The organism is Defluviimonas salinarum (assembly GCF_026013545.1).
Taxonomy (GTDB): Bacteria; Pseudomonadota; Alphaproteobacteria; order Rhodobacterales; family Rhodobacteraceae; genus Albidovulum; species Albidovulum salinarum.
On record NZ_JAPDOG010000046.1, the window covers coordinates 1 to 22,403 of the forward strand.

26 protein-coding genes and 1 tRNA gene are annotated in these 22,403 nt (G+C 67.7%); 14 read left to right on the top strand and 13 right to left on the bottom strand.

Features of this window, described 5'->3' with window-relative positions:
• On the top strand, positions 1-234 hold a 234-nt coding region (locus tag OM960_RS23595; protein WP_264773700.1), incomplete at its 5' end, for a hypothetical protein.
• 81 nt (positions 235-315) lie between these two features.
• Here OM960_RS23595 and OM960_RS23600 read toward each other — a convergent pair.
• Complete coding sequence (locus tag OM960_RS23600) at positions 316-978, bottom strand: transglutaminase-like cysteine peptidase (RefSeq protein ID WP_263334235.1); 663 nt, start codon at positions 976-978, stop codon at positions 316-318.
• A gap of 217 nt (positions 979-1,195) precedes the next feature.
• On the opposite strand from OM960_RS23600, the gene hisB reads away from it, so the two are divergent.
• The 3 genes from hisB to OM960_RS23615 are packed head-to-tail and all read left to right on the top strand — an operon-like array spanning position 1,196 to position 3,337.
• A complete protein-coding gene (gene hisB, locus OM960_RS23605; protein WP_263334236.1) occupies positions 1,196-1,783 on the top strand; it encodes an imidazoleglycerol-phosphate dehydratase HisB in 588 nt (195 codons plus the stop codon).
• A gap of 4 nt (positions 1,784-1,787) precedes the next feature.
• The gene (gene hisH, locus OM960_RS23610) at positions 1,788-2,426 is read left to right on the top strand and encodes an imidazole glycerol phosphate synthase subunit HisH (RefSeq protein WP_264773701.1); all 639 of its coding nucleotides are present in this window, start codon (positions 1,788-1,790) and stop codon (positions 2,424-2,426) included.
• Positions 2,423-3,337, top strand: coding sequence for a glutaminase (locus tag OM960_RS23615; protein ID WP_263334240.1), 915 nt, complete (start codon positions 2,423-2,425; stop codon positions 3,335-3,337). Before hisH ends, OM960_RS23615 begins: the two co-directional genes overlap by 4 nt.
• 9 nt (positions 3,338-3,346) lie before the next feature.
• On the opposite strand, the gene OM960_RS23620 is transcribed toward OM960_RS23615, so the two are convergent.
• Both OM960_RS23620 and OM960_RS23625 read right to left on the bottom strand, forming a co-directional pair.
• Positions 3,347-3,742, bottom strand: coding sequence for a DUF2147 domain-containing protein (locus tag OM960_RS23620; protein ID WP_263334241.1), 396 nt, complete (start codon positions 3,740-3,742; stop codon positions 3,347-3,349).
• A gap of 107 nt (positions 3,743-3,849) precedes the next feature.
• A complete protein-coding gene (locus tag OM960_RS23625; protein WP_263334243.1) occupies positions 3,850-4,242 on the bottom strand; it encodes a DUF2147 domain-containing protein in 393 nt (130 codons plus the stop codon).
• A 139-nt stretch (positions 4,243-4,381) separates the two neighbouring features.
• Between OM960_RS23625 and hisA the strand changes: the two genes are divergently transcribed.
• Complete coding sequence (hisA, locus tag OM960_RS23630; protein WP_264773702.1) at positions 4,382-5,101, top strand: 1-(5-phosphoribosyl)-5-[(5-phosphoribosylamino)methylideneamino]imidazole-4-carboxamide isomerase; 720 nt, start codon at positions 4,382-4,384, stop codon at positions 5,099-5,101.
• Here hisA and OM960_RS23635 read toward each other — a convergent pair.
• The gene (locus OM960_RS23635) at positions 5,098-5,541 is read right to left on the bottom strand and encodes a DUF302 domain-containing protein (RefSeq protein WP_264773703.1); all 444 of its coding nucleotides are present in this window, start codon (positions 5,539-5,541) and stop codon (positions 5,098-5,100) included. The two genes, hisA and OM960_RS23635, sit on opposite strands and share 4 nt — an antisense overlap.
• 225 nt (positions 5,542-5,766) lie before the next feature.
• Between OM960_RS23635 and hisF the strand changes: the two genes are divergently transcribed.
• Both hisF and OM960_RS23645 read left to right on the top strand, forming a co-directional pair.
• Entirely contained in the window at positions 5,767-6,528 is a 762-nt protein-coding gene (gene hisF, locus OM960_RS23640; RefSeq protein ID WP_263334249.1) for an imidazole glycerol phosphate synthase subunit HisF, read from the top strand.
• Entirely contained in the window at positions 6,525-6,836 is a 312-nt protein-coding gene (locus OM960_RS23645; protein ID WP_263334250.1) for a phosphoribosyl-ATP diphosphatase, read from the top strand. Before hisF ends, OM960_RS23645 begins: the two co-directional genes overlap by 4 nt.
• Positions 6,837-6,843: 7 nt before the next feature.
• Here the strand turns inward: OM960_RS23645 and OM960_RS23650 are convergent, their stop codons facing one another.
• Both OM960_RS23650 and uraH read right to left on the bottom strand, forming a co-directional pair.
• A complete protein-coding gene (locus tag OM960_RS23650; RefSeq protein WP_263334252.1) occupies positions 6,844-7,320 on the bottom strand; it encodes a CoA-binding protein in 477 nt (158 codons plus the stop codon).
• A gap of 360 nt (positions 7,321-7,680) precedes the next feature.
• Positions 7,681-8,040, bottom strand: coding sequence for a hydroxyisourate hydrolase (gene uraH / locus OM960_RS23655; protein WP_263334254.1), 360 nt, complete (start codon positions 8,038-8,040; stop codon positions 7,681-7,683).
• A gap of 154 nt (positions 8,041-8,194) precedes the next feature.
• On the opposite strand from uraH, the gene puuE reads away from it, so the two are divergent.
• The 4 genes from puuE to OM960_RS23675 all read left to right on the top strand — a co-directional run bounded on the left by puuE (position 8,195) and on the right by OM960_RS23675 (position 12,419).
• Positions 8,195-9,610: an allantoinase PuuE gene (gene puuE / locus OM960_RS23660; protein ID WP_264773704.1), complete on the top strand. Its 1,416-nt coding sequence runs from the start codon at positions 8,195-8,197 to the stop codon at positions 9,608-9,610.
• On the top strand, positions 9,607-10,443 hold the full coding sequence (locus OM960_RS23665; protein ID WP_264773705.1) for a bifunctional allantoicase/(S)-ureidoglycine aminohydrolase: 837 nt from the start codon (positions 9,607-9,609) through the stop codon (positions 10,441-10,443). Before puuE ends, OM960_RS23665 begins: the two co-directional genes overlap by 4 nt.
• 85 nt (positions 10,444-10,528) lie before the next feature.
• Positions 10,529-11,023: an ureidoglycolate lyase gene (locus OM960_RS23670; protein ID WP_263334259.1), complete on the top strand. Its 495-nt coding sequence runs from the start codon at positions 10,529-10,531 to the stop codon at positions 11,021-11,023.
• Between the two features lie 49 nt (positions 11,024-11,072).
• Positions 11,073-12,419 (top strand): uracil-xanthine permease family protein, encoded by a 1,347-nt coding sequence (locus tag OM960_RS23675; RefSeq protein ID WP_264773706.1) that lies wholly within the window; start codon positions 11,073-11,075, stop codon positions 12,417-12,419.
• 78 nt (positions 12,420-12,497) lie between these two features.
• On the opposite strand, the gene OM960_RS23680 is transcribed toward OM960_RS23675, so the two are convergent.
• The 5 genes from OM960_RS23680 to bhcA form a co-directional block, all read right to left on the bottom strand.
• The gene (locus OM960_RS23680) at positions 12,498-13,490 is read right to left on the bottom strand and encodes a type I glyceraldehyde-3-phosphate dehydrogenase (RefSeq protein WP_263334263.1); all 993 of its coding nucleotides are present in this window, start codon (positions 13,488-13,490) and stop codon (positions 12,498-12,500) included.
• A gap of 57 nt (positions 13,491-13,547) precedes the next feature.
• The gene (gene bhcD, locus OM960_RS23685) at positions 13,548-14,507 is read right to left on the bottom strand and encodes an iminosuccinate reductase BhcD (protein ID WP_263334265.1); all 960 of its coding nucleotides are present in this window, start codon (positions 14,505-14,507) and stop codon (positions 13,548-13,550) included.
• A gap of 83 nt (positions 14,508-14,590) precedes the next feature.
• Positions 14,591-15,754, bottom strand: a complete 1,164-nt coding sequence (gene bhcC, locus OM960_RS23690; protein ID WP_263334267.1) for a 3-hydroxy-D-aspartate aldolase BhcC — start codon at positions 15,752-15,754, stop codon at positions 14,591-14,593.
• A 10-nt stretch (positions 15,755-15,764) separates the two neighbouring features.
• On the bottom strand, positions 15,765-16,733 hold the full coding sequence (gene bhcB, locus OM960_RS23695) for a beta-hydroxyaspartate dehydratase BhcB (protein ID WP_263334268.1): 969 nt from the start codon (positions 16,731-16,733) through the stop codon (positions 15,765-15,767).
• Positions 16,730-17,917 carry an L-aspartate--glyoxylate aminotransferase BhcA gene (gene bhcA / locus OM960_RS23700; RefSeq protein ID WP_264773707.1) on the bottom strand — a complete coding sequence of 396 codons (1,188 nt, stop codon included), beginning with the start codon at positions 17,915-17,917 and terminating at the stop codon, positions 16,730-16,732. The genes bhcB and bhcA overlap by 4 nt, the downstream gene beginning before the upstream one ends.
• A gap of 178 nt (positions 17,918-18,095) precedes the next feature.
• On the opposite strand from bhcA, the gene bhcR reads away from it, so the two are divergent.
• Positions 18,096-18,905: an HTH-type transcriptional regulator BhcR gene (gene bhcR, locus OM960_RS23705; RefSeq protein ID WP_354003580.1), complete on the top strand. Its 810-nt coding sequence runs from the start codon at positions 18,096-18,098 to the stop codon at positions 18,903-18,905.
• Between the two features lie 602 nt (positions 18,906-19,507).
• Here bhcR and OM960_RS23710 read toward each other — a convergent pair.
• Positions 19,508-19,969: a YHS domain-containing (seleno)protein gene (locus tag OM960_RS23710; protein ID WP_263334274.1), complete on the bottom strand. Its 462-nt coding sequence runs from the start codon at positions 19,967-19,969 to the stop codon at positions 19,508-19,510.
• 126 nt (positions 19,970-20,095) lie between these two features.
• Positions 20,096-20,878, bottom strand: a complete 783-nt coding sequence (gene rlmB / locus OM960_RS23715) for a 23S rRNA (guanosine(2251)-2'-O)-methyltransferase RlmB (RefSeq protein WP_264773709.1) — start codon at positions 20,876-20,878, stop codon at positions 20,096-20,098.
• A gap of 134 nt (positions 20,879-21,012) precedes the next feature.
• On the opposite strand from rlmB, the gene OM960_RS23720 reads away from it, so the two are divergent.
• Both OM960_RS23720 and OM960_RS23725 read left to right on the top strand, forming a co-directional pair.
• Positions 21,013-21,096, top strand: a tRNA-Tyr gene (locus OM960_RS23720).
• Positions 21,097-21,146: 50 nt separating this feature from the next.
• Positions 21,147-22,400, top strand: a complete 1,254-nt coding sequence (locus tag OM960_RS23725) for a DUF6538 domain-containing protein (protein ID WP_264773710.1) — start codon at positions 21,147-21,149, stop codon at positions 22,398-22,400.
• The last annotated feature ends 3 nt before the right edge of the window (positions 22,401-22,403 follow it).

Sequence of the window (22,403 nt, forward strand, 5' to 3'; positions counted from 1 at the left end):
GATGACGGCGGCAACGGCGGCAACGGCGGCAACGGCGGCAACGGCGGCAACGGCGGCAACGGCGGCAACGGCGGCAACGGCGGCAACGGCGGCAACGGCGGCAACGGTGGCAACGGCGGCAACGGTGGCAACGGTGGCAACGGTGGCAACAACCATTCCGGCGGCGGCGACGGCACGAATCCGGGCGGGCAAGGCAACGACACCGGTACCGACAATCCCGGTGGCCGGAAGTAAGATGTAAGTGGTAGCTTAGGGTGGACGGTTCACAGGGCGCGGCGGAAAGCCGCGCCCTGTATCGTCTGGAACCGGTGGCGGTTAGAGACGGCGCCCGGAGAAGACCCCGCCAGCCAAGACGGCTTCCCAGCTATGGGGAGCGCGCGGGTTTTGCATCATCAGGAAGCTGTATCCGGTCTTGTGCCAGGGCTTGATCTGGTCCTTGAGGTTGTCGAGCACATAGTCCCCGGCATCCAGCCGCAGGACGAGCACCGCATGCGGCGAGCGTTTGGTGTCGAGCACGGTCGCCATCAAGAGCCGCTCTGCGGGGATTCCCTTCTCGATCAGGTGCAGCTTCTTGGCCAGGACGAAGTCCTCGCAATCGCCGCCGCGCGCCGTGGGCAGCGCCCAGACTTCCGCGCTCCCGTACTGTTTCTGATCCGAGACCTGCCGGTACTTGCGGTTGACCGCGCTGTTGACGGCCTTGGCGAGCGTCAACTGCTGTCCCGCGCCGGCGGCGCTGCCCTGAGTGCGGGCGCAGGCCCAACCGTAGCGGTCGCAGACGCCGGCAAAGCCCTGCGGCGCGGCGATGGCCTTGCGGGTCGGCAGCTGCGCCGGCTCTCCCGGGCCGGCAGCCATGGCGACATCAGCAGAAGTCGCCACGGCGGTGGCAAGTGTAAGCCCACAAAGTACGCGGGCAAAGAGATAGCGGGCGCTGCCGGCGGCAATAGCGATCCGGCCGCGCAAAGCGGTCTGTCGAGCCATTTGGCCTCCTTTGGAACCCCCGCGCCCAGTACACGCGACGGCGCGGGGCTAAAATGTGGCGAAGATCGGGAATTTCGGCGAATGGCTGCCGCTGCGCGGATTGCCGCCGCGCCTCCAGGCCCGACGGCGCGGAGAATCGCTCATCACGCTACGGAAAGCGGCCCTTTCCTTGGCTGCGGCGCGCCCCTATAACTCGCCGCGGAAGATGGAGGCGTTAATGCGCAAGGCCACGATCAGCCGGAAGACGGCCGAGACCGAGATCACGGTGGGAATCGATCTCGACGGTAGCGGCAGCTATTCGAACGAAACGGGGGTCGGGTTCTTCGACCACATGCTCGACCAGCTGTCGCGGCATTCGCTGATCGACCTCAAGGTCCGCGCCAAGGGCGATCTTCACATCGACGACCACCACACGGTCGAGGACTGCGGCATCGCGCTCGGCCAGGCGCTGGCCAAGGCGCTCGGCGACAAGAAGGGCATCCGTCGCTACGGTCATTTCGCGCTCGCCATGGACGACGCGCAGGTGGCCTGCGCGCTCGACCTGTCGGGGCGGCCCTACCTTGTCTGGAACCTCGATTTCCCGACCGCCAAGATCGGCGCGTTCGACACCGAGCTCGTGCGCGAGTTCTTCCAGGCGCTGTCGACCCACGGCGGCATCACGCTGCATGTCGACCGGGTGCACGGGATCAACAGCCACCACATCGCCGAGGCCGCCTTCAAGGCCGTGGCGAAGGCGCTGCGGATGGCGGTGGAGCCTGATCCGCGCGCGGAAGGTGTGCTGCCCTCGACCAAGGGCGCGCTCTAGTCCCATGCTCACGGTTCTCGTCGACTACGATTCGGGCAATCTCCATTCCGCCGAAAAGGCGATGAGCCGCATGGCGACCGAGACCGGGGCGGGCAGGGTGCTCGTCTCCTCGAAGCCCGAGGATGTGGCCCGCGCCGACCGGATCGTGCTGCCGGGCGACGGCGCTTTCCCGTCCTGCCGCGCCGCGCTCGACCGCTTCACCGGGCTCTTCGAGGCGATCGAGGAGGCGGTGACGGAACGCGGCCGCCCGTTCCTCGGCATTTGCATCGGCATGCAGATGATGGCGACCCGCGGTATGGAGTACACCGAGACCGGGGGCTTCGGCTGGATCGCCGGCGAGGTGGTGAAGATCGCGCCCGAGGATGCCGCGCTCAAGGTGCCGCATATGGGCTGGAACGACCTCATCATCGACCATCCGCACCCGGTTCTCGACGGGATCGAGTCCGGCAAGCACGCCTATTTCGTCCATTCCTACCATTTCCGCGTCGCCGACCCGGCGCACCGGCTGGCCCATTGCGACTATGGCGGCGACATCACCGCGATCGTCGGCCGCGACAACATGGTCGGCGTCCAGTTCCACCCCGAAAAAAGTCAGGCGACCGGCCTGAGGCTGATCGCCAACTTCCTCAAGTGGCGGCCATGACCGACATCGCCGCGATCCTGCGCGAGATCCACGAGACGGTGGGCCGAAGCGCGGATCGCGGCAGGGTCGCCGACTACATCCCCGAACTGGCCGAGGTGGATCCCGGCCGGTTCGGCATGAGCGTCGTTCTAGCCGATGGCTCCGAGCATTCGGTCGGCGACGCGGCGGTGCCGTTCTCGATCCAGTCGGTTTCCAAGGTCTTCGCGCTCGCCCTCGCGCTCGGCCGGCTCGGCGACCGGCTCTGGTCTAGGGTCGGCCGAGAGCCCTCGGGCCTCGCCTTCAACTCGATCCTCCAGCTCGAACACGAGCGCGGCATTCCCCGCAACCCGTTCATCAATGCCGGGGCCATCGTGGTGACCGACGCGGTCCTCGCCGGCCACGCGCCGCGGGAATATCTCGGCGAGCTCCTGCGCTTCATCCGCGCGGCGGCGGAGGACGACGGCATCCATATCGACGATTCCGTGGCGCGGTCCGAGACCGAGACCGGCCACCGCAACTTCGCGCTCGCGCATTTCCTGCGCGCGCATGGCAATCTCGAAAACCCGCCGGAGCTGACGCTCGGCGCCTATTTCCACCAATGCGCGGTCGAGATGACTTGCACCCAGCTTGCCCGCGCCGGTCGCTTCCTGATGGCCGCACCCGGCATGCCGCGCATGGTGTCCGCGGACCGGGTACGCCGGATCAACGCGCTGATGATGACCTGCGGCCATTACGACGGCTCGGGCGATTTCGCCTACCGGGTCGGCCTGCCGGGCAAGTCCGGCGTCGGCGGCGGCATCCTCGTCATCGCGCCGGGCCGCGCCGCGATCGCCGTCTGGTCGCCGGGGCTGAACGCGCAGGGCAATTCCAAGCTCGGGACCGAGGCGGTCGAACTGCTCGCCCGCCGCACCGGCTGGTCGGTCTTCGGCTGAACCCGGGTCTCAGTAGATCCGGTTCCAGGTCTGGCCGTCGCAGACCGGGCCGACGCAGCCGCGCACGATCAGCTGGTCTCCCTTGAGCCGCGCCTTCGCGTCATAGACCTTGTCGTGTAGCGGCACCCAGACCCGGCCGCCGAAATAGGTGCCGTTTCCGTTCGGTTTCAGGTCCCAGAACAGGTCGCGGCCCATTGAGCGGGTCACCACGCTCTTTCCGGCGCGGTCGAATACCTGCATCACGCGGCCGCAGAAAGCCTCGCCGCAGCGGCGGATGACGACGAGCCCGATCTGGCCCTTGTGGTCGGGCTCGACCTGCCAGGTACCGAGGATCGGATCGGCCAAAGCGGCGGTGCCGAGGCACGCGCCGACACCCACCGCGAAGAGAATCCCGCGAATACGCATGGCAGCCCCCTCCATGCAAGGGGCCGAGGCGCCGGCCCCACGCGGGGAAGATGGGGACGCCACCGGGTATTTGCCAGTGGCGCCGTGCCGCTATCGCGCCGGCAATCTCACTTCACCCGCGTCCAGTCCGAGGCGCGGCAGATCACGCCGCCAAGCACGCAGCCCGACACCGCGAGGCTGTCGCCCGACAACTGCATCTTCGAGCGATAGGTCTTGTCCCGGTCCGGCGCCCAGACCTTGCCGCCGCCATAGGCGCCGTCGCCGCCCGCGGTCATGTCCCAGACAATGCGCTTGCCGACATTGGGCGAGTCGAGCTCCTTGCCCGCCCCGTCGAAAGCCTTGACCAGCACGCCGCAGAACGCCGCACCGCAGGGTGCGATCTCGACATGGCCGTAATTTCCGTTGTCGTCGGGCTTGGTCTTCCACATGCCCTCGACCGGATCGGCCGCCGCGGCCCCGGCGACGAGCGCGAGTGCTGCGGCGAATGCGAGTATCTTCATCTTTTCAGTCCTCCCTGAAACCGCCCGGATCATTCGCCGAGGATCGCGTCCCGGTCCAGCGTGACGCTGCGTTGATGCACCTTTGCAATCGCCCGTCCGCTGTGGCAAGAGGCCCCCGCATCACGTCCGGAGACCCGCCATGATCCTGTATCCCGCCATCGACCTCAAGGACGGCCAGTGCGTGCGGCTCCTGCATGGCGAGATGGACAAGGCCACCGTCTTCGGCGACGACCCCGCCGCGCAAGCCGCGAAGTTCGAGGCGGCGGGCTGCGAATGGCTGCATCTCGTCGACCTCAATGGCGCCTTCGTCGGCCAGCCGGTGAACGCCGCCGCGGTCGAGGCGATCCTCGCCCGCGTCAAGGTGCCCGCCCAGCTTGGCGGCGGCATCCGCGACATGAGAACGATCGAGACCTGGCTCGACAAGGGCCTCGCCCGGGTGATCCTCGGCACCGTGGCGGTCGAGAACCCGGACCTCGTCCGCGAGGCGGCCCGCGCCTTCCCGGGCAAGGTCGCGGTCGGCATCGACGCGCGAAACGGCCGCGTCGCGACCAAGGGGTGGGCAGAGGAGACCGACGTGATGGTCACCGATCTGGCGAGAAGCTTCGAGGATGCCGGCGTCGCCGCGATCATCTACACCGATATCCTGCGCGACGGCGCGATGAAGGGGCCGAACATCGCCGCCACCGAGGCCTTGGCCCGTGCGGTCTCGATCCCGGTCATCGCCTCCGGCGGCGTCTCCACGCTCGCCGATCTGATCACGCTCCGCGATACCGGCTCCATCGCCGGGGCGATCTCGGGCCGGGCGCTCTACGACGGTGCCATCGATCTTGCAGAGGCTCTCGCCGCGCTCCGGACCTAACCGCCCGCCGCGGCGGCCGTCAGCTTGCCGAGCGCGCCCGACATCTTCGCCAGCACCTCGGCATCGGCGGGCACGCCGAGCCCCTCGAACATGTCGGCCGGCTCCTCGTAGGCGAGCCAGACCCCGCCCTCGCTATCCTCGTAAGCCAACACCTTGAGCGGCAGATAGAGCCCGGCCAGCGGATCGGCCTGCATCGCCGGCGTGCCGAGCGCGGGGTTGCCGAAGATCAGCAGTTCCGAGGCACCAAGTTCCATCTCCACGCTCGCCGCCCCGGCGCCATGATCGACGCGCGCGAAGACCGTGGCCCCGGCGCCGCCGACCGCGGCCTCGAGCCGGTCCATGACCTCCGGCACGCTGCCTTGCGCCGCGACACGGGTCACCTCGGCACCCGCCGGCAGCGCGACGATCGCGGACAGGATCGCAAAAACGAGCGGTTTCATCTCGTACCCCCTTTTTCTCGTGGCCCCGCAAGGGTCGGGCCTTGCCCCGGCCTTGCCAAGAAAAGTTGCCGTGATCGGCAGAACCCCGCCCCTTCATCTTGCCGGAAATATCCCGGAGGGGTCCGGGGAGGCAGCGCCGCCCCGGCGGGTCGGCCCGGCGCAGCCGGGACGAAACCCCTTCCCCCCCGCGCCCGCCCGCGCTAGGAGGGGCCGAGAGGACCCGCCATGCTCAAGACCCGCATCATCCCCTGCCTCGATGTCGCCGATGGCCGCGTCGTCAAGGGCGTGAACTTCGTCAACCTGATCGACGCCGGCGACCCGGTCGAGGCCGCCAAGGCCTATGACGCGGCGGGTGCTGACGAGCTCTGTTTCCTCGACATCCATGCCACCCATGAGAACCGCGGCACAATGTACGACCTCGTCACCCGCACCGCCGAACAGTGCTACATCCCGCTCACCGTCGGCGGCGGGGTCCGCACGCATGAGGACGTGCGCGCGCTCCTCCTCGCTGGCGCCGACAAGGTCTCGTTCAACTCCGCCGCCGTGGCCAACCCCGACGTCGTTGCCGAGGCCGCCGACCGCTTCGGCGGCCAGTGCATCGTCGTGGCGATCGACGCCAAGACTGTCGAGCCCGGCCGCTGGGAGATCTTCACCCACGGCGGTCGCAAGCCCACCGGCATCGACGCGGTCGAGTTCGCCCGCACCGTCGCGGCAAAAGGGGCGGGCGAGATCCTGCTGACCTCTATGGACCGCGACGGCACGCGCGCCGGGTTCAACCTGCCGCTCACCCGCGCCATCGCCGATGCCGTGGATATCCCGGTGATCGCCTCCGGCGGCGTCGGCACGCTCGACCATCTCGTCGAGGGCGTGACCGAGGGCCATGCCTCCGCGGTCCTCGCCGCCTCGATCTTCCATTTCGGCGACTACACGATCCGCGAGGCCAAGGAGCACATGGCCGCCGCCGGCATCCCGATGAGGCTCGAATGACCACGCTCGACCGGCTCGCCGCCACCATTGCCGCCCGCAAGGGCGCCGACCCCGACACCTCCTGGACCGCGAAGCTCCTCGCCAAGGGGCCGGAGAAATGCGCCGAGAAGTTCGGCGAGGAGGCGGTCGAGGCGATCATCGAGGCGGTGAAGGGCGACCGTGCTCGGCTCACCGCCGAGGCGGCGGACGTGCTCTACCACCTCCTCGTCATGCTCGCCGCCCGCGACGTGACACTCGACGAGGTGCTTGCGGAGCTTGACCGCCGCGAGGGCCTCTCCGGCCTCGCCGAAAAGGCGTCGCGCGGCTGACCGCTGCTCAGAGCCGCGACGAGATCACCCCGGTAGCGAAGCCACCCATCCGGAGCTCGCCGAAAAGCCGCTGGTACTCGATCTTCGGGCAGCGGTTCTGCACCACCCTGAGCCCCGCCGCCCTGGCCCGCGCCGCGGCCTCGGGGTGGCTGACGCCGACCTGCATCCAGATCGTCCTGAGGTCCGGCAGTTCCGCCAGCGCCGCCTCCACGATCCCCGGTACCGATTCGGCGCGGCGGAAGATGTCCACCATGTCGACCCGAGCCGCCTTCGGGATCGCGCCGAGGTCGGCATAGACCCGCTGGCCGAGGATCTCCTCGCCGGCATGGCCGGGATTGACCGGGATCACCGTGAACCCCTTCTGCCCCAGATATCGCGCCACATAATGCGAGGGCCGCACCGGGTTGGGTGAAACGCCGACCGCCGCGATCACGCGGGTCGACGTGAGGATGTCGCGCAGGAAGCCGTCGGAATACTCGGTCATGTGGGTGATCTGCCAGAAAAAGGCGCCCGATCCAAGAGGACGGGCGCCAGTCGCGGAACGAGGGACAGTGATAAGAAGCGCAGCTGTTCCGGTGCCACGCTTCAAAACAACTATGTAGTGTAGAGACGCAATAATGAAAGACCGTGTCGCGCAGTTGTGATCACTAACGGCCGGCCGCAAGCGCGGCTGCGCCGGGACGCAGGCCCGACCGGCGAATCGGCGGGGCGCGCGTGCCGGCGCGAGGCGGCCGGGTAGCGGCAGGCGGACGTCGCCCCTTCCCCGGCGCCAACCGTCGAGCCGATCCGGCAAGTGCCGATGCCCCCGGCCGCCGGGGGCAACCGCAGCGCCCGACTGCCCGCCTCAGCTGCCGCGATAGGTCCCGTAGCCGAAAGGCGAGAGCAGGAGCGGCACATGGTAATGCGCCTCCGGATCCGAGATCCCGAACCGGATCGGGATCTCGTCGAGAAAGCGCGGCGCTTCCGGCGCGGCCCCCGCCGCGTCGAGATAGGCCCCGGCGCGGAAGACAAGCTCATAGACCCCGACTGCGAAGGCGCCCTTGGGCAGGATCGGGCTGTCGGTGCGCCCGTCCGCATTCGTCACCATCCGCGCGAGCGACCGCCGCTCTTCGCCCGCGACCGTGAAAAGCTCGATCTCCAGCCCCGCCGCCGGCACCCCCCGCGCGGTATCGAGCACATGCGTCGTCAGGTAGCCCTCGGCCATCGTCGTCCTCCTTCTGCCGTCTCCCGCATCATGGCCCCGGGCGGGGGGAAAGGCGACCACCCCTGCGTCCATCAAGTCTTTCAGTTTTTTATTGATAATATTGCGGCGCGGCAGCGGCTAAGACTGGAACCGGAGCAGAGGCAAAGGGCCAAGTATGAACCGTTACCCCCGCGACATGTCCGGCTACGGACCCACCCCGCCCGATGCGACCTGGCCCGGCGGCGCCAGGATCGCGGTGAGCCTCGTCCTGAACTACGAGGAGGGCGGCGAGAACTCGATCCTGCATGGCGACGCCGCCTCCGAGGCCTTCCTCTCCGACATTCCCGGCGCCCAGCCCTGGCCCGGCCAGCGCCACTGGAACATGGAATCGATCTACGACTACGGCGCCCGCGCCGGCTTCTGGCGGCTCCACCGGCTTTTCACCTCGCTCGACATTCCGGTCACCATCTACGGCGTCGCCACCGCGCTGGCGCGCAACCCCGAACAGGTCGCCGCGATGGCATCTGCCGGCTGGGAGATCGCCAGTCACGGGCTGAAATGGGTCGAGCACCGCGACATGCCCGAGGCAGAGGAACGCGCCCAGATCACCGAGGCGATCCGGCTCCATACCGAGGTCACGGGGAGCCGCCCGACCGGCTGGTACACCGGGCGCTGCTCGGTCAACACGGTACGGCTGACGGCCGAGCAGGGCTTTGACTGGATCTCCGACACCTATGACGACGACCTTCCCTACTGGATCGAGGTGGGCGAGCGCGACCAGCTCGTCATCCCCTACACGCTCGAGGCCAACGACATGCGCTTCGCCACCGCGCCGGGATATATCGAGGGCGAGCAGTTCTTCACCTATCTCAAGGACGCCTTCGACACGCTCTACGCCGAAGGCGCGGCGGGTGCGGCGAAGATGATGTCCGTCGGACTCCATTGCCGCCTGATCGGCCGGCCCGGCAAGATCGCCGGGCTGAAACGCTTCCTCGACTACGCGAAGGGCCACGACGGCGTCTGGTTCCCGCGCCGCCGCGACATCGCGCGCCACTGGGCCGAAACCCACCCGCCCAAGCGCTTCGACCGGCCGAGCCGGATGGACAAAGCCGCCTTCACCGCCCGTTTCGGCGGGGTCTTCGAGCATTCTCCGTGGATCGCCGAACGTGCCTGGGCCCTCGAACTCGGCCCCGCCCACGACACCGCGGCGGGCCTTCACAACGCCCTTGCGAGGATCTTCCGCTCCGCCTCCCGCGCCGAGCGGCTCGGCGTGCTGACCGCCCATCCCGACCTCGCCGGCAAGCTCGCCGCCGCCAAACGGCTGACAGCCGAGTCGACCGCCGAACAGGCCGGCGCCGGGCTCGACGCGCTCACCGATACCGAACGCACGACCTTCACCGAACTCAACGCGGCCTACATGAACCGCCACGGCTTCCCCTTCATCATCGCCGTGCGTGACCACGACAGGGCCTCGATCCTCGCCGCCTTCCAGCGCCGCCTCGACAACGACAGCGATGCCGAATTCGCCGAGGCCTGCCAGCAGGTCGAACGCATCGCCGGTTTCCGCCTCAAGGACATGCTGCCCCGATGACACCCTACCATGCCCCCCCGGGCGGCCTGCCGCCGCAGACGAGCCTGATGACCGGCCGCGCCATCTTCACCGAGGCCTATTGCGTCATCCCAAAGGGTTGCTTCTCCGACATCGTGACGAGCGCGCTTCCCGGCTGGACCGACACCCGACTCTGGATGATCGCCCGGCCGATGTCGGGCTTCGCCGAGACCTTCAGCCAGTACGTCATGGAGGTCGGACCCGGCGGCGGCTCCGACGTGCCCGAACCCGACCCGGTCGCCGAGGGCGTGATCTTCGTCACGAAAGGCGAGATCTGGCTCTCGCTCGATGGCGAGGAGCACGACCTCGGCCCCGGCGGCTATGCCTATATCCCGCCCGGCACCGACTGGAAGATCCGCAACGGCACCGATCACACCGCGCATTTCCACTGGATCCGCAAGCTCTACGAATATGCCGCCGGCCTCGCCGCGCCGAAGGCCTTCGTCACCTCGGACCGCGAGATCACGCCCGTCGCGATGCCCGACACCGGCGGCCGCTGGGCGACGACCCGCTTCGCCGACCCCGAAGACCTCGCCCACGACATGCATGTCAACATCGTCACCTTCCAGCCCGGCGGGGTCATTCCCTTCGAGGAAACCCATGTGATGGAACACGGGCTTTACGTCCTCGAGGGCAAGGCGGTCTACAAGCTCAACCAGGACTGGGTCGAGGTCGAGGCGGGCGACTTCATGTGGCTCCGCGCCTACTGCCCGCAAGCCTGCTACGCCGCCGGCCCCGGCCCGTTCCGCTACCTTCTCTACAAGGACGTCAACCGCCACGCGAAACTCAGGGGCCCCGGCGCCTTCGGGCGATGAACCCGGCTCGCCGCTTCTTCATTGCCAAAATACCCCACGGGGGTCCGGGGGTGTGAAACCCCCGGCCGCGACGCAAGGGACGACGATGACGGCACCGATCCGAACCGAACCCCTCAGCGGGGAAAGCTTCGCCCCCTTCGGCGACGTGCTCGACGCCGCCGGCGCGCCCGACCGGCTCATCAACCAGGGCCTCTGCGGCCGCTACCACGACCGCGCCCGGCTCGACTTCGGCCCCGGCGGCCGCGCCGGGATCTCGATCTTCAAGGCCGAGTCCCGCGCGCTGCCCTATGCGCTCGACATGGTCGAACGCCACCCCGAGGGCAGCCAGGCCTTCCTCCCGATGTCCCTCGACCCGTTCCTCGTGATCGTCGCCCCCGACGAGGGGGGCACCCCCGGACGCCCGCGCGCCTTCCTCACCGCGCCGGGGCAGGGGATCAACCTTCTCAGGAACATCTGGCACGGCGTCCTAACACCCCTTCACGCCCCCGGCCTCTTCGCCGTGATCGACCGCATCGGCGACACGCCCAATCTTGAGGAACACTGGTTCCCGACGCCCTGGCTCGTGGCGTCCAACGGCTGATGAAGGCCGGACAACGGCCCCAAGACGCGCGACGGAGAGGGAGAGACGCATGACCGATGTTTCCATCGGGACGCCGGACCAGCTCCGCGACCCCGACTACACGCCGCCCCTGGCCAAGGCCGTGCCGCTCGGCATCCAGCATGTGCTGGCGATGTTCGTCTCGAACGTGACGCCCGCGATCATCGTCGCGGGCGCTGCCGGCGTCGGCTTCGGCTCCGACGATCTCGCGCCGATGCTCTACATGATCCAGATGTCGATGCTCTTCGCCGGGATCGCCACGCTCTTCCAGACGATCGGCATGGGCCCGGTCGGCGCGCGTCTGCCGATCGTGCAGGGGACGAGCTTCGCCTTCGTGCCGATCATGATCCCGGCGGTCGCCGGGCTCGGCACCGCGGGGCTTGCCGGATTGATGACGGGCGTCGTCATCGGCGGCTGCTTCCATTTCTGCCTCGGCTTCGTCATCGGCCGTATCCGCTACGCGCTGCCGCCGCTGGTGACCGGGCTCATCGTCCTGATGATCGGGCTCGCGCTCATCAAGGTCGGCATCCAGTACGCGGCGGGCGGCGTGCCGCTCGTCGGCAAGCCGGAATACGGCTCGCTCGCGATGTGGTTTCCGGCCCTCGTGGTCATCACGGTGACGCTGGCGTTGAAATTCTTCACCCGTGGCTTCCTCGCGGTGGCGGCGGTCCTGATCGGCATCATCGTGGGCTACATCGTGGCGCTGGCGTTGGGGCAGGTGGATTTCGGCCGGGTCGCGGGGGCCGCCCTTTTCGCTCCGCCGCTGCCCTTCGCATGGGGCTTCGAGCTCAATGGCGCGATCGTCATCGGCATGTGCCTGATGGCGGTCGTCTCGGCGATCGAGACGGTGGGCGACACCTCAGGCATCACCAAGGGCGGCGCGGGGCGCGAGGCGACCGACACGGAGATCGCCGGCGCGACCTTTGCCGACGGGCTCGGCACCGCCGTGGCCGGCATCTTCGGCGGCCTTCCCAACACCTCCTTCAGCCAGAACGTCGGGCTCATTGCCATGACCGGCGTAATGAGCCGCCACGTCGTCACCATCGGTGCCCTGTTCCTGATCGTCTGTGGGCTCATTCCGAAGATCGGCGCGGTGATACAGACCGTGCCGATCAATGTCCTCGGCGGCGGCGTGATCGTGATGTTCGGCATGGTCGCCGCGGCCGGCGTCAACATGCTTTCGGACGTGACCTGGAACCGCCGCAACATGGTGATCTTCGCCATCGCGCTGTCGGTCGGGTTCGGGCTGCAACTGGAGCCCGGGGCGCTGCAGCACCTGCCAAAGACCGCGCAGATCCTCATGACCTCGGGCCTGCTGCCGACCGCGATCATCGCGGTGGTGCTGAACCTCGTCTTGCCGGACACGATCGACGACTGATCCGGCGGAGCGTCCCTTCCGGACGCAAGTCATACGCTGTGGCCTGTGCTTGCGCACCGGCCACAGCCTGAGATGGCGTCACGCGGGGCGTGACGCCATCAGCCGCGCCGCGTCGAGCATGCGGTTGGAAAAGCCCCATTCGTTGTCGTACCAGCCGAAGACCCGGATCAGCCCGCCCGCGGTCACATGGGTCTCGGGCAGCGCCATCACGATGCTCTCGGGCCGTGCGCGCAGGTCCGAGGAGACGAGCGGCCTCTCGGTCCAGCCGATCACCCCGCCCGCGGCCTTGAGCGCCGCGTTGACCGCCTCGCGCCCCGGCTTCGCCCGTGCCATCACGGAAAGATCGACGGCGGACACCGAGGCCACCGGCACCCGCACCGCCGCGCCCTCGATCCGCCCGGCGATCTCGGGCAGGACGATGTCAAGGAGCCTCTGCGCCGAGGTCGTCGTCGGCACCATCGACAGCGCCGCCGCCCGGCTCCGCGCATATTCCTTGCCCGGCGCGTCGACCGTGGGCTGGCTGCCGGTATAGCAGTGGATCGTCGTCATCCAGCCGGTCTCCACTCCCCATTCCCGCTCGATCAGCCGCACCAGCGGCGCCAGCGCGTTCGTGGTGCAGGAGGCGTTCGAGACGATCCGGTGCTCGGGTTCCAGCCGCTCCTCGTTGGCGCCGAGCACCAGCGTGAAATCGGCGGTCTTCGAGGGGCCCGAGACCAGCACCCGACCCGCGCCGGCGCGGAGTCCGGCCTCCGCGAAGGAACGCTCGCCGCCGAGCCCGGTGCATTCCATCACCACGTCGATGCCGGACAGGTCGAGCGTCGAGAGATCCCGCGTCCCGGTCAGGCGGATCCGCCTTCCGTCGATGACGAGCGCGCCGTCCTCCAGCTGCACCTCGCCCTTCCAGGGGCCGAAGGTGGAATCGTATTCGAAGAGATAGGCCGCCATCTCGGGCGTCGCGATGTCGTTGACCGCGACGATCTCGATGCCCTTGCCGCCCGCGCCCGAAAGCGCCGCGCGCAGCACCGACCGCCCGATCCGGCCGAACCCGTTGATGGCGACGCGCACCGTCATATCTGCCTCCCCTTCCGCTCCGCCCGAGTAAAGCAGACCGGGCGGGACGGGGAAGCCCTATATTGTAACCGACACAGCCACGCCCTTCTCGGCCGCGAGCCGCACCGCCGCGCCCGCCACCGCAAGGTCCTGGAGCCCGACGCCGGTGCCGTCGAAGAGCGTGATCTCATCTTCGGACTGCCGCCCCGCCGCCATCCCGGCGATGACCGTGCCGATCGGCGTGATGTCGGCCTCTGCGATCAGCCCCTCGGCAATCGCGTGCTGCGCCTCGCCGATGGTGACCGATTGCGCCACCTCGTCGGTGAAGACCCTTGCACGGGCGAGAAGCGCGGGCTCGACCTCCTGCTTGCCCTTGGTGTCGGTGCCCATGCACGCGACATGCGTGCCCGGGCTCACGTGCGCCTCCATCAGCGAGGCGGCGGGCGAGGAGGTGACGGTGACGATCGCGTCGGCCTCGGTCATCCGATCCAGAGGCACCGCCTCGAAGGGCAAGCCAAGTTCGGCCGCGACCTCGCCGAGCTTCGGCAGCATCTCCGGATGGTAGTTCCAGGCGATGACCCGCTCGAAGTCCCGAACCCGCGCCGCGGCGCGCAGCTGGAACTGCGCCTGATGCCCGGCCCCGACCATGCCCAGGACCTTCGCATCCTTCCGCGCCAGCCGGTCGACCGAGATCGCCGCCGCGGCCGCCGTGCGGAGCGCGGTCAGGAGATTGCCCCCCACCACCGCCGTCGGCCGCCCGCTCTCGGGGTCGAAGAGGAACACCGTCGACTGGTGGTTCGGGATGCCGCGCCCGGCATTGCCGGGGAAATAGCCGCCCGACTTCACCCCCATCACCGCGCCCTTGCGGTCGAGACCGGACTTGAACCCGTATTGCCGCCCCTCGCCGAGCGCCTCGCGGATGACCGGGAAGTTGTAGGCCTCGCCGCGCGCCATCGCGGCGAAGACCTCCTCGACGGCGGTGAAGGCGGCCTCGGGCGAGACCAGCGCGGCGATTTCGGATTCGGGGACAATGAGCATGGACGGAACCTCGGGTATGCGGATGTCGGTACGATATGTGTACGCGTGCAGCACGTTCGCTGCACGCGTTCCGGACGCCGGTGTCAGTAGGCCTTGCCGCGGGCCGAGACCGGCCAGACGCTCTCGACCTTGCCGCCCCTGACGCCGACGTACCAGTCATGGACATTCGCGGTCGGGTCGCAGTGGCCCGGCACCAGCCGGAGCTTGTCGCCCACCTTCAGAACGCCCGCCGGGTCCTCGATGACGCCGTGCTCGTCCGAGCATTTGATGTACTTGACGTCGTCGCGGCCAAAGATGACCGGCAGGCCGCTGTCGACCGACTGCGCCTTCAGGCCGGCGTCGCAGATCGCCTTGTCGGGCTTGGTGTGGCTCATCACCTGGGTCAGGATGAAGAAGGCGTTCTCCCACTCACCCTGATCGATCCGCTTGCCGTCTTCGTCGAGGATGCGGCCGTAATCGGCATCCATGAAGGCGTAGGAGCCGCACTGGAGTTCGTTGTAAACCCCTGAATTGCTTTCGAAATAGTAGGACCCCGTGCCGCCGCCCGAGACCAGTTCGGGCGCCAGCCCCGCGGCCTTCAGCCCCTCGACCGCGTCCTTGACCATCGCGATGGCCACGTCGAGCTTGGCCTTTCGGTCCTCGTACTTGTCCATGTGTTGCATCGCGCCCTGATAGGCCTGGATGCCGGTGAATTTGAGGTTCGGCGCCGCGTCCACGGCCTTGGCGATGGCGACGACGTCCTCGGTCGTCGTCACCCCGCAGCGCCCGGCGCCGCAGTCGATCTCGACGAAGACCTCAAGCTCGGTGCCATGCTTCACCGCGGCCTGCGACAGCTCCGCCACGTTGGCGAGATCGTCGACGCAGACGATGATGCGGGAGCCGAGTTTCGGCAGCTGCGCCAGCCGGTCGATCTTCGCCGGATCGCGCACCTGGTTGGAGACGAGCACATCCTTGATGCCGCCGCGGACGAACACTTCCGCCTCGCTGACCTTCTGGCAGCACACGCCGACCGCGCCGCCGAGCTTCTCCTGCAGCTTCGCCACGTCGACCGACTTGTGCATCTTGCCGTGGACCCGGTGGCGCATCCCGTGCGCCTTGGCATAGTCGCCCATTTTCTTGATGTTGCGCTCCAGCGCGTCGAGGTCGAGCACCAGGCAGGGGGTCTGGATGTCCTTCTCGTCCATGCCGGGCTTGGCCGGGATGTCGTAGCCGACCTCGAGCCGGTCGATATTCACGGGTGCGTTCATCTTAACCTCCTCAGCCCTTCATCCAGGGCAGTCTGTCCAGATCGACATTGCCGCCGGTGATGATCACGCCGACGCGCTTGCCTTTGAATACATTCGGGTTTTTCAGGATCGTGGCGAGCGGGACCGCCGAGGACGGCTCCATCACCACGCGCAGGTGCTTCCAGGTGAGCTTCATCGCGTCGACGATCTCGGGGTCGGACGCGGTGAGGATGTCGCTGACGTGGTTCTTCACGAAGTGCCACGTCAGGTCCTTCAGCGGCACGAGGAGCCCGTCGGCGACGGTCTTCGGCGCATCGTCGGCGATGATGTGGCCGGCCTTGAAACTCCGGTAGGCGTCGTCTGCCTGTTCCGGTTCGGCGGCGATGACCTTCGTCTCCGGAGCCAGCGTTGCAAGCGTCAGGCAGGTGCCGGAGATCATGCCGCCGCCGCCGATCGGCGCGACCACCATGTCAAGCCCGTCGGTCTGCTCGATCAACTCCTTGGAACAGGTCCCCTGACCGGCGATGACCCTGGGATCGTTGTAGGGATGGACGAAATCGCCGCCGGTTTCTTCCTGCACCTTGGCGAAGGTAGCCTCGCGCGACGAGGTCGAGGGCTCGCATTCGGTGATCTTTCCGCCGTAGCGGCGCACGGTGTCCTTCTTGGCCTGCGGCGCGGTGTGCGGCATGACCACGTTGCAGGGAATGCCCCTGAGCATCGCCGCATAGGAAAGGCACGAGGCATGGTTGCCAGAGGAATGCGTCGCCACGCCCTTCGCCGCCTGATCTTCGCTCAGTCCGAACACCGCGTTGGTGGCGCCGCGCACCTTGAAGGCGCCCGGCTCCTGAAAGTTCTCGCACTTGAAGAAAAGCTCGGCGCCGGTCAGTTCGTTGAGGTAATCCGAGGTCCGCACCGGCGTGCGGCGGATATGCGGCCTGATGCGCTCATGGGCATCAAGCATGTCCTGATAGGTCGGGATATACATGTCCGTGTCCTTCATGCGGCCGCCTTCTTCGCGGGCGCCCCGTGGCGGTAAAAGTCCTGTGCCGCCGCGACGCCCGAGCCGAGCGTGATTGGCAGTCCGAGATCGACCATGACCATCTCGGCCGCGGCGATGCCGGAGAGCGCCATGACATCGGTCAGGCTGCCCAGATGGCCGATGCGGAACACCTTGCCCGCGACCTCGCCGAGGCCGGTGCCGAAGGCCACACCATACTCCTTTGCGGCGCGGCTGACGATATCGGTCGCGTTGAACCCTTCGGGCGTGCGGATCGCGCTGACCGTGTCGGAGTAAAGCTCCGGCGTGGCGGCGCAAAGCGTGAGCCCCCAGGCGCCGACCGCGCGGCGCACACCTTCCGCGATGCGGTGATGGCGGGCGAAGACATTGTCGAGCCCCTCGGCCAGAAGCATGTCGGTCGCGAGCTTCAGCCCGTTCAGGAGGCCGACGGCCGGCGTGTAGGGATAGCCGTTCGCGGCATAGCTCTTCTCCATGTCGCGGATGTCAAAGAAGGTCCGGGGCAGGGTCGCCGCCTCGCCTGCCTTCTTCGCCTTCCCCGAGAAGCCGAGGATCGCGAGGCCGGCGGGCAGCATGAAGCCCTTCTGGCTGCCGGTCACGGCGATATCGATGCCCCAGTCGTCCATGCGGAAGTCCATCGAGCCGATCGAGGACACGCCATCGACGAAGAGAAGCGCGGGATGCTTCGCCGCATCCATCGCGCGGCGCACCGCCGCGATATCGGAGCGGACGCCGGTCGCGGTCTCGTTATGGGTCGCGAGGACGGCCTTGATCGCGTGACCCTTGTCGGCCGTCAGGATCGCCTCGAAGCGGTCGGCGGGGACGCCCTCGCCCCAGGCGGTCTCGACCACCTCGACCTCGAGCCCGTGGCGGCGGCACATGTCGATCCAGCGATGGGAGAACATGCCGTTCCGCGCCGCCAGAACCTTGTCGCCGGGCGACAGCGTGTTGGTGAGCGCGGTTTCCCAGCCGCCGGTGCCGGTCGAGGGGAAGAAGAAGATCTCCGCCGCCTGCGAGCGCAGGACCTCCCGCACGTTGGCGCGCGCGGGGTGCAGGATCTCGCCGAAGAGGGGCGATCTGTGGTCGATCGTCGGCATGTCGACGGCCTTGCGGATCGCTTCCGGGATGTTGGTCGGGCCGGGGATGAAGACCGGGTTCTGGAAAGACATCGGTGCCTCGCTTTGTTCGGGTTGTGTGAGAGATTACGGCCGCGCCGTCACTTGCACAATTTTTTCGAAATTATTTTTCATAATACGAAAAATACACTTTTATCATTGAAATCACTGAATATTTCGTTTTTCATATACTGAAATGAGATTTCACGTACTTGCCGGAAGGATGTCACAGATGGCCGAATCCCGCCCCCGCGGACGCCCGAAAAGCTTCCACGACAAGACCGCCGAGAACACGATCCAGTCGCTCGACCGGGCGCTGATGATCCTCAAGGTGGTGAGCGAGGCGGGCGGGCTCACGCTCTCCGAGCTGGCCGCAAGGACCGAGCAGTCCGCGCCCACCGTCTACCGGGTGCTGACCACGCTGCAGACCCACGGCTTCGTCGAGATGGAGGAGCCCGGCCAGCTCTGGCATGTCGGCGGCGGCGCCTACCGCGTCGGCTCGCAGTTCCTGCGCCGGACCAAGGTCGTCGAGCGGGCACGCCAGCCGATGGACCGGCTGATGCGCGAGACCGGCGAGACCGCCAATCTCGGCGTCGAGATGCGCGACCAGGTGCTGTTCCTCGCTCAGGTCGAGACCCACGAGACGATCCGCGCCTTCTTCGCGCCGGGCACGCTCAGCCCGATGCATGCCTCGGGCATCGGCAAGGCGCTCCTGGCCTGGTACCCCGAAGCGCGCGTCCGCGCGATCGCCGCGAGGGGGCTCGCGCGCTTCACCGCGCAATCGCTCGCCGAGGAACCGGCGCTCATCGCCGACCTCGCCCGCATTCGGTCGCGTGGCTTCGCCATCGACGACGAGGAACGGACCGACGGCATGCGCTGCGTCGCCGCGCCGATCTTCAACGCCCACGGCGAGCCGGTGGCGGGGCTTTCCGTCTCCGGACCGACCTTCCGCCTGACCGCCGATCGCGCGGCGGGAATTGGCGCCGAGGTGCGCCGGGCTGCCGACGAGGTGACGCTCGCGACCGGCGGGCGAATGCCGTGACACGGCGCCGCGATCCGCGCGGCGCGGTCGCGGCACGGGGCGTTCGCCTCGTGCCCTGGCCATCGGGCAGAGTTTTCGCCGCATCGTCAGGATGACAAGGGACGGCCGGCGGTTGATGCCGCATTGGTCGGTATGTGTCTTGCCCTGGACTGTCTCGGCTCCCCATGAGACCTCGTCGATCCGCTTGCGGTGTTTATGGGGAGGGGATTTTCCGTGCTGTTCCGGCGGGCGGCCATCCACGATTGACGATCGCGCCTTTCAGCCGGCATGCATGCGCGGAGTCGCCGAAGATCAGTCCAACCGGCGCTCTCACGTCCTGTTCGGGCATGGGGCGCCAGCCGCCGGGGTCGATCCGGAGGATCGGCGATGCATCAAGTCCGACACCATGGCTGTTGTGCCGAGGCAGGCCGCCCGGGACTGTCAGCCCGGCGCTGTTCCGCATCGGTACATGCGCCACGAGCGCGGCGCCGCACCCGGGCAGCCAGATGATCTGTGCCCGCGCCTCCCGTAGCGCCTCCACACAGCGCATCATCCGGCTTTCTGGAGCCGTGCAGGCGAAATCTCCCTGAACCGTACCGGGATCCGAGGTCGTCGGCAGAATGTTAGGGGTTGATCGCGGCGGACCACGTGGCGTCGGCGCTTGCGACATTTGCCGCGATGTCGGCGCTCCAAGTCGTCCGCACCTCGGTCGAAGCGTACAGATAGAGCCGTCCGTCATACACCGCGAAGGCTTCGGGCACGGACGCAGCTACGATGCCCTTCGCCATCGCGCCAGCACAATGGCCTCCGTATTGGGGAGTGTACGCGATGGGGTTCATTTCGAAGGCTTCCCTCGTCGTGGCCGTGGCGAAATACCAGGTCGCGCCGCGCCACATGAGTGCATGGCCGGCATGCCCGGGCACCGGGCGGCCTTCGGTGAAATAGGCCACCGGATCATAGCCCGAGATCGCCACCCCGCCGGGCGCGAAGATCGTGGATTCGCGAGCGAAAACCGGGCTCAAGGCGGTCCCGGCAAAGGGCAGGGCCAGGGTGGCGGCCACCAGGGCGCGGCGTGTCACAAGCATGTCGAATCCCCTTCGGACGGATGCCCGATCGTGGTCCACACCATGACCGTTTCGACGCTGCCGGAAAAGCCGCCTCCCGCAAGCGTGATCGGAGGCGGCTGGAGCGTGATCGGCCGTCATCCCGTGTCAGCCGACCGCCGCCGCGTACAACGCCACCGCTGCCGCGTTCGAGACGTTGAGCGAACCGAACGCGCCCGGATAGGGGATCTTCGCCAGCCGGTCGCAGGTCTCGCGGGTCTTATTGCGAAGCCCCGGCCCCTCGGCCCCGAGCACGAGGCCGACCGGCCGGCCGGCCGCGGCGGCGACCGCCGCGCCGAGCGTCTCCTCGGCCTCGCCGTCAAGGCCGATCAGCACGTATCCCATGTCCTTCAGCCGCTCCATCGCCTCGGCGAGGTTGCCGACGCGGAGATACGGCTGGCGTTCCAGCGCGCCGCTCGCGGTCTTGGCCAGCGCGCCGGTCTCGGGAGCTGCATGGCGCGCCGGCGCGATCACCGCGCGCGCGGCGAAAACCTCGGCCGAGCGCAGGATCGCGCCGACGTTGTGCGGATCGGTGACCCGGTCGAGCAGCACGACAAGCGCGCGCCCCTCGCCACTGGCCGCGATCTCCTCGAGCCGGCCCCAGTTGAGCGGCTTCACCTCGAGCGCCGCGCCCTGATGGACGCTCTCGGGCGCGAGCGGCGCATGGCTGTCGAACTTGCGTGGATCGACGATCTCGGGCGCGAGGCCACCCGCCGCGACCGCCTCGCCGAGCCGGTCGGCGGCGTTCTTGGTGAGCACCAGCCGGAGCTTTTCCCGTGCCGGATTGGCCAGTGCGTCGCGCACCGCGTGGAGCCCGAAGAGCCACACGGTCTCGGACGCGGCCGCGCGACGGGCGCGTTCCTTTTCAATCACCCAGGCCGGTTTCTTCATGCGTCAGACCCCCATCGCGGCAGGGGCGGAGAATGCGCCGGCCGGCCTTGGGAAACAACCCCGCCGACTGCCTCATCGCCGAGATTTTCCCGCTTGACGCCCCCGGACCGCTTGAGTATCCAGCCCCCAGCGTCGGGCGACGTGCTGCAAGGTGCGGCAGCGGACTGTAACTCCGCCGGGGAGACCCATGCCTGGTTCGATTCCAGGGTCGCCCACCATTCCCCCCAAAACCAAAGACTTAGGCTGCATGAACCGCCGGTGGGCCACAATGGTGGGACACATCATGCGCCTTGCTGCCTATCTAAGCGCCTCTCGGCACGGCATTTTCTACTTCCGCTACCCGCTGCCAACAGCCAGTCACCCGGCCCGGAAGCGCGGGCACGTCAAGGTATCGCTGGCCACCCGGGAGCCTCGTCAGGCGGGGCAGCTTGCGCGCCTGCTCGCGGTGGCTGGACAAAGCGTCCTCGCCCGGCCAAAGGTCCGGGCCATGCGATACGATGAAATGCGTCAACACGTCCGCGACCACTTCGGCCAATTGCTCCGCCAGTTCCGGGAGCGAAGCGCCGTCGATGGCCCGGCAACTGATCTGGACCTAGACGCGCTCAGTGCTTCGCTGGGGCTCGCTGAGGGCGATCCTGACGGCTGGGCATCCCTTTCCCACGCCGATGGTACAGACGGGCTCCTCCGGGCGTTTTGCGACGTCCGTGGCATTGCCCCGGAACCAGAAGGCCGCGCGCGCGCCCTCATGGTCACGGAGTTGCAGAAGGGCTACAGGGAATATGTCACGCGAGCTCTTGAGCACACAGCGGAGTTCAACACCCTCACGTTGGAACAAGAGGTCCGCCCAGCGCCACCCGTTGCCCCAGCAAAGGCGAGCAAGCCTGCGACCGAAACCAAGTTACTGCCCTTCGCAGACGTGCTGGCGCGGTATTTCGCTGAGTTGGAGCGGACCAAGGCTCTTGCCGCCAAGACCGATGGCGAGAAGCGCGACGCACTTGCCCTCATGTCGAAGCTCACCGGAGACAAGCCCCCGGCAGACATGAGGAAGGCGGATGCTCAGGAGGTCAAAGCGGCGCTGTTCAAGCTGCCCAAGAACCGGAGCAAGAACCCGAAGACCAGAGACTTGCCGCTGCTAGACATGCTGGAGGTACCCGGCATTGAACGCATCGCAGCCCGCACCATGAACGTCTATCTTGGGCACATGCAGCACTTCTTCGGCTGGGCAGTGGACAACGGATATGCCGCCGACAACGTCTTTCGCGGGCTCCGGCTGAAACGAACCGCGCGCAGTGATGATGAAGGCCGTAAGGCGTTCTCTGGGGACCAACTCCGGCTCATGTTTTCGCACCTCACAGACCCGGATAGTCCGCTGGTGCGCAAGGACGTACACAAGTGGCCCGCGCTCATTGGTGATCCTCCCCCAATGAAGTGGTCCGCCGTTATGTTTAGGAAAACGGAGGATCAGAATGGCTACGAAGCGGCACAAGCCGGAAGAGATTGTCACGAAGCTGCGGCAGGTTGAGGT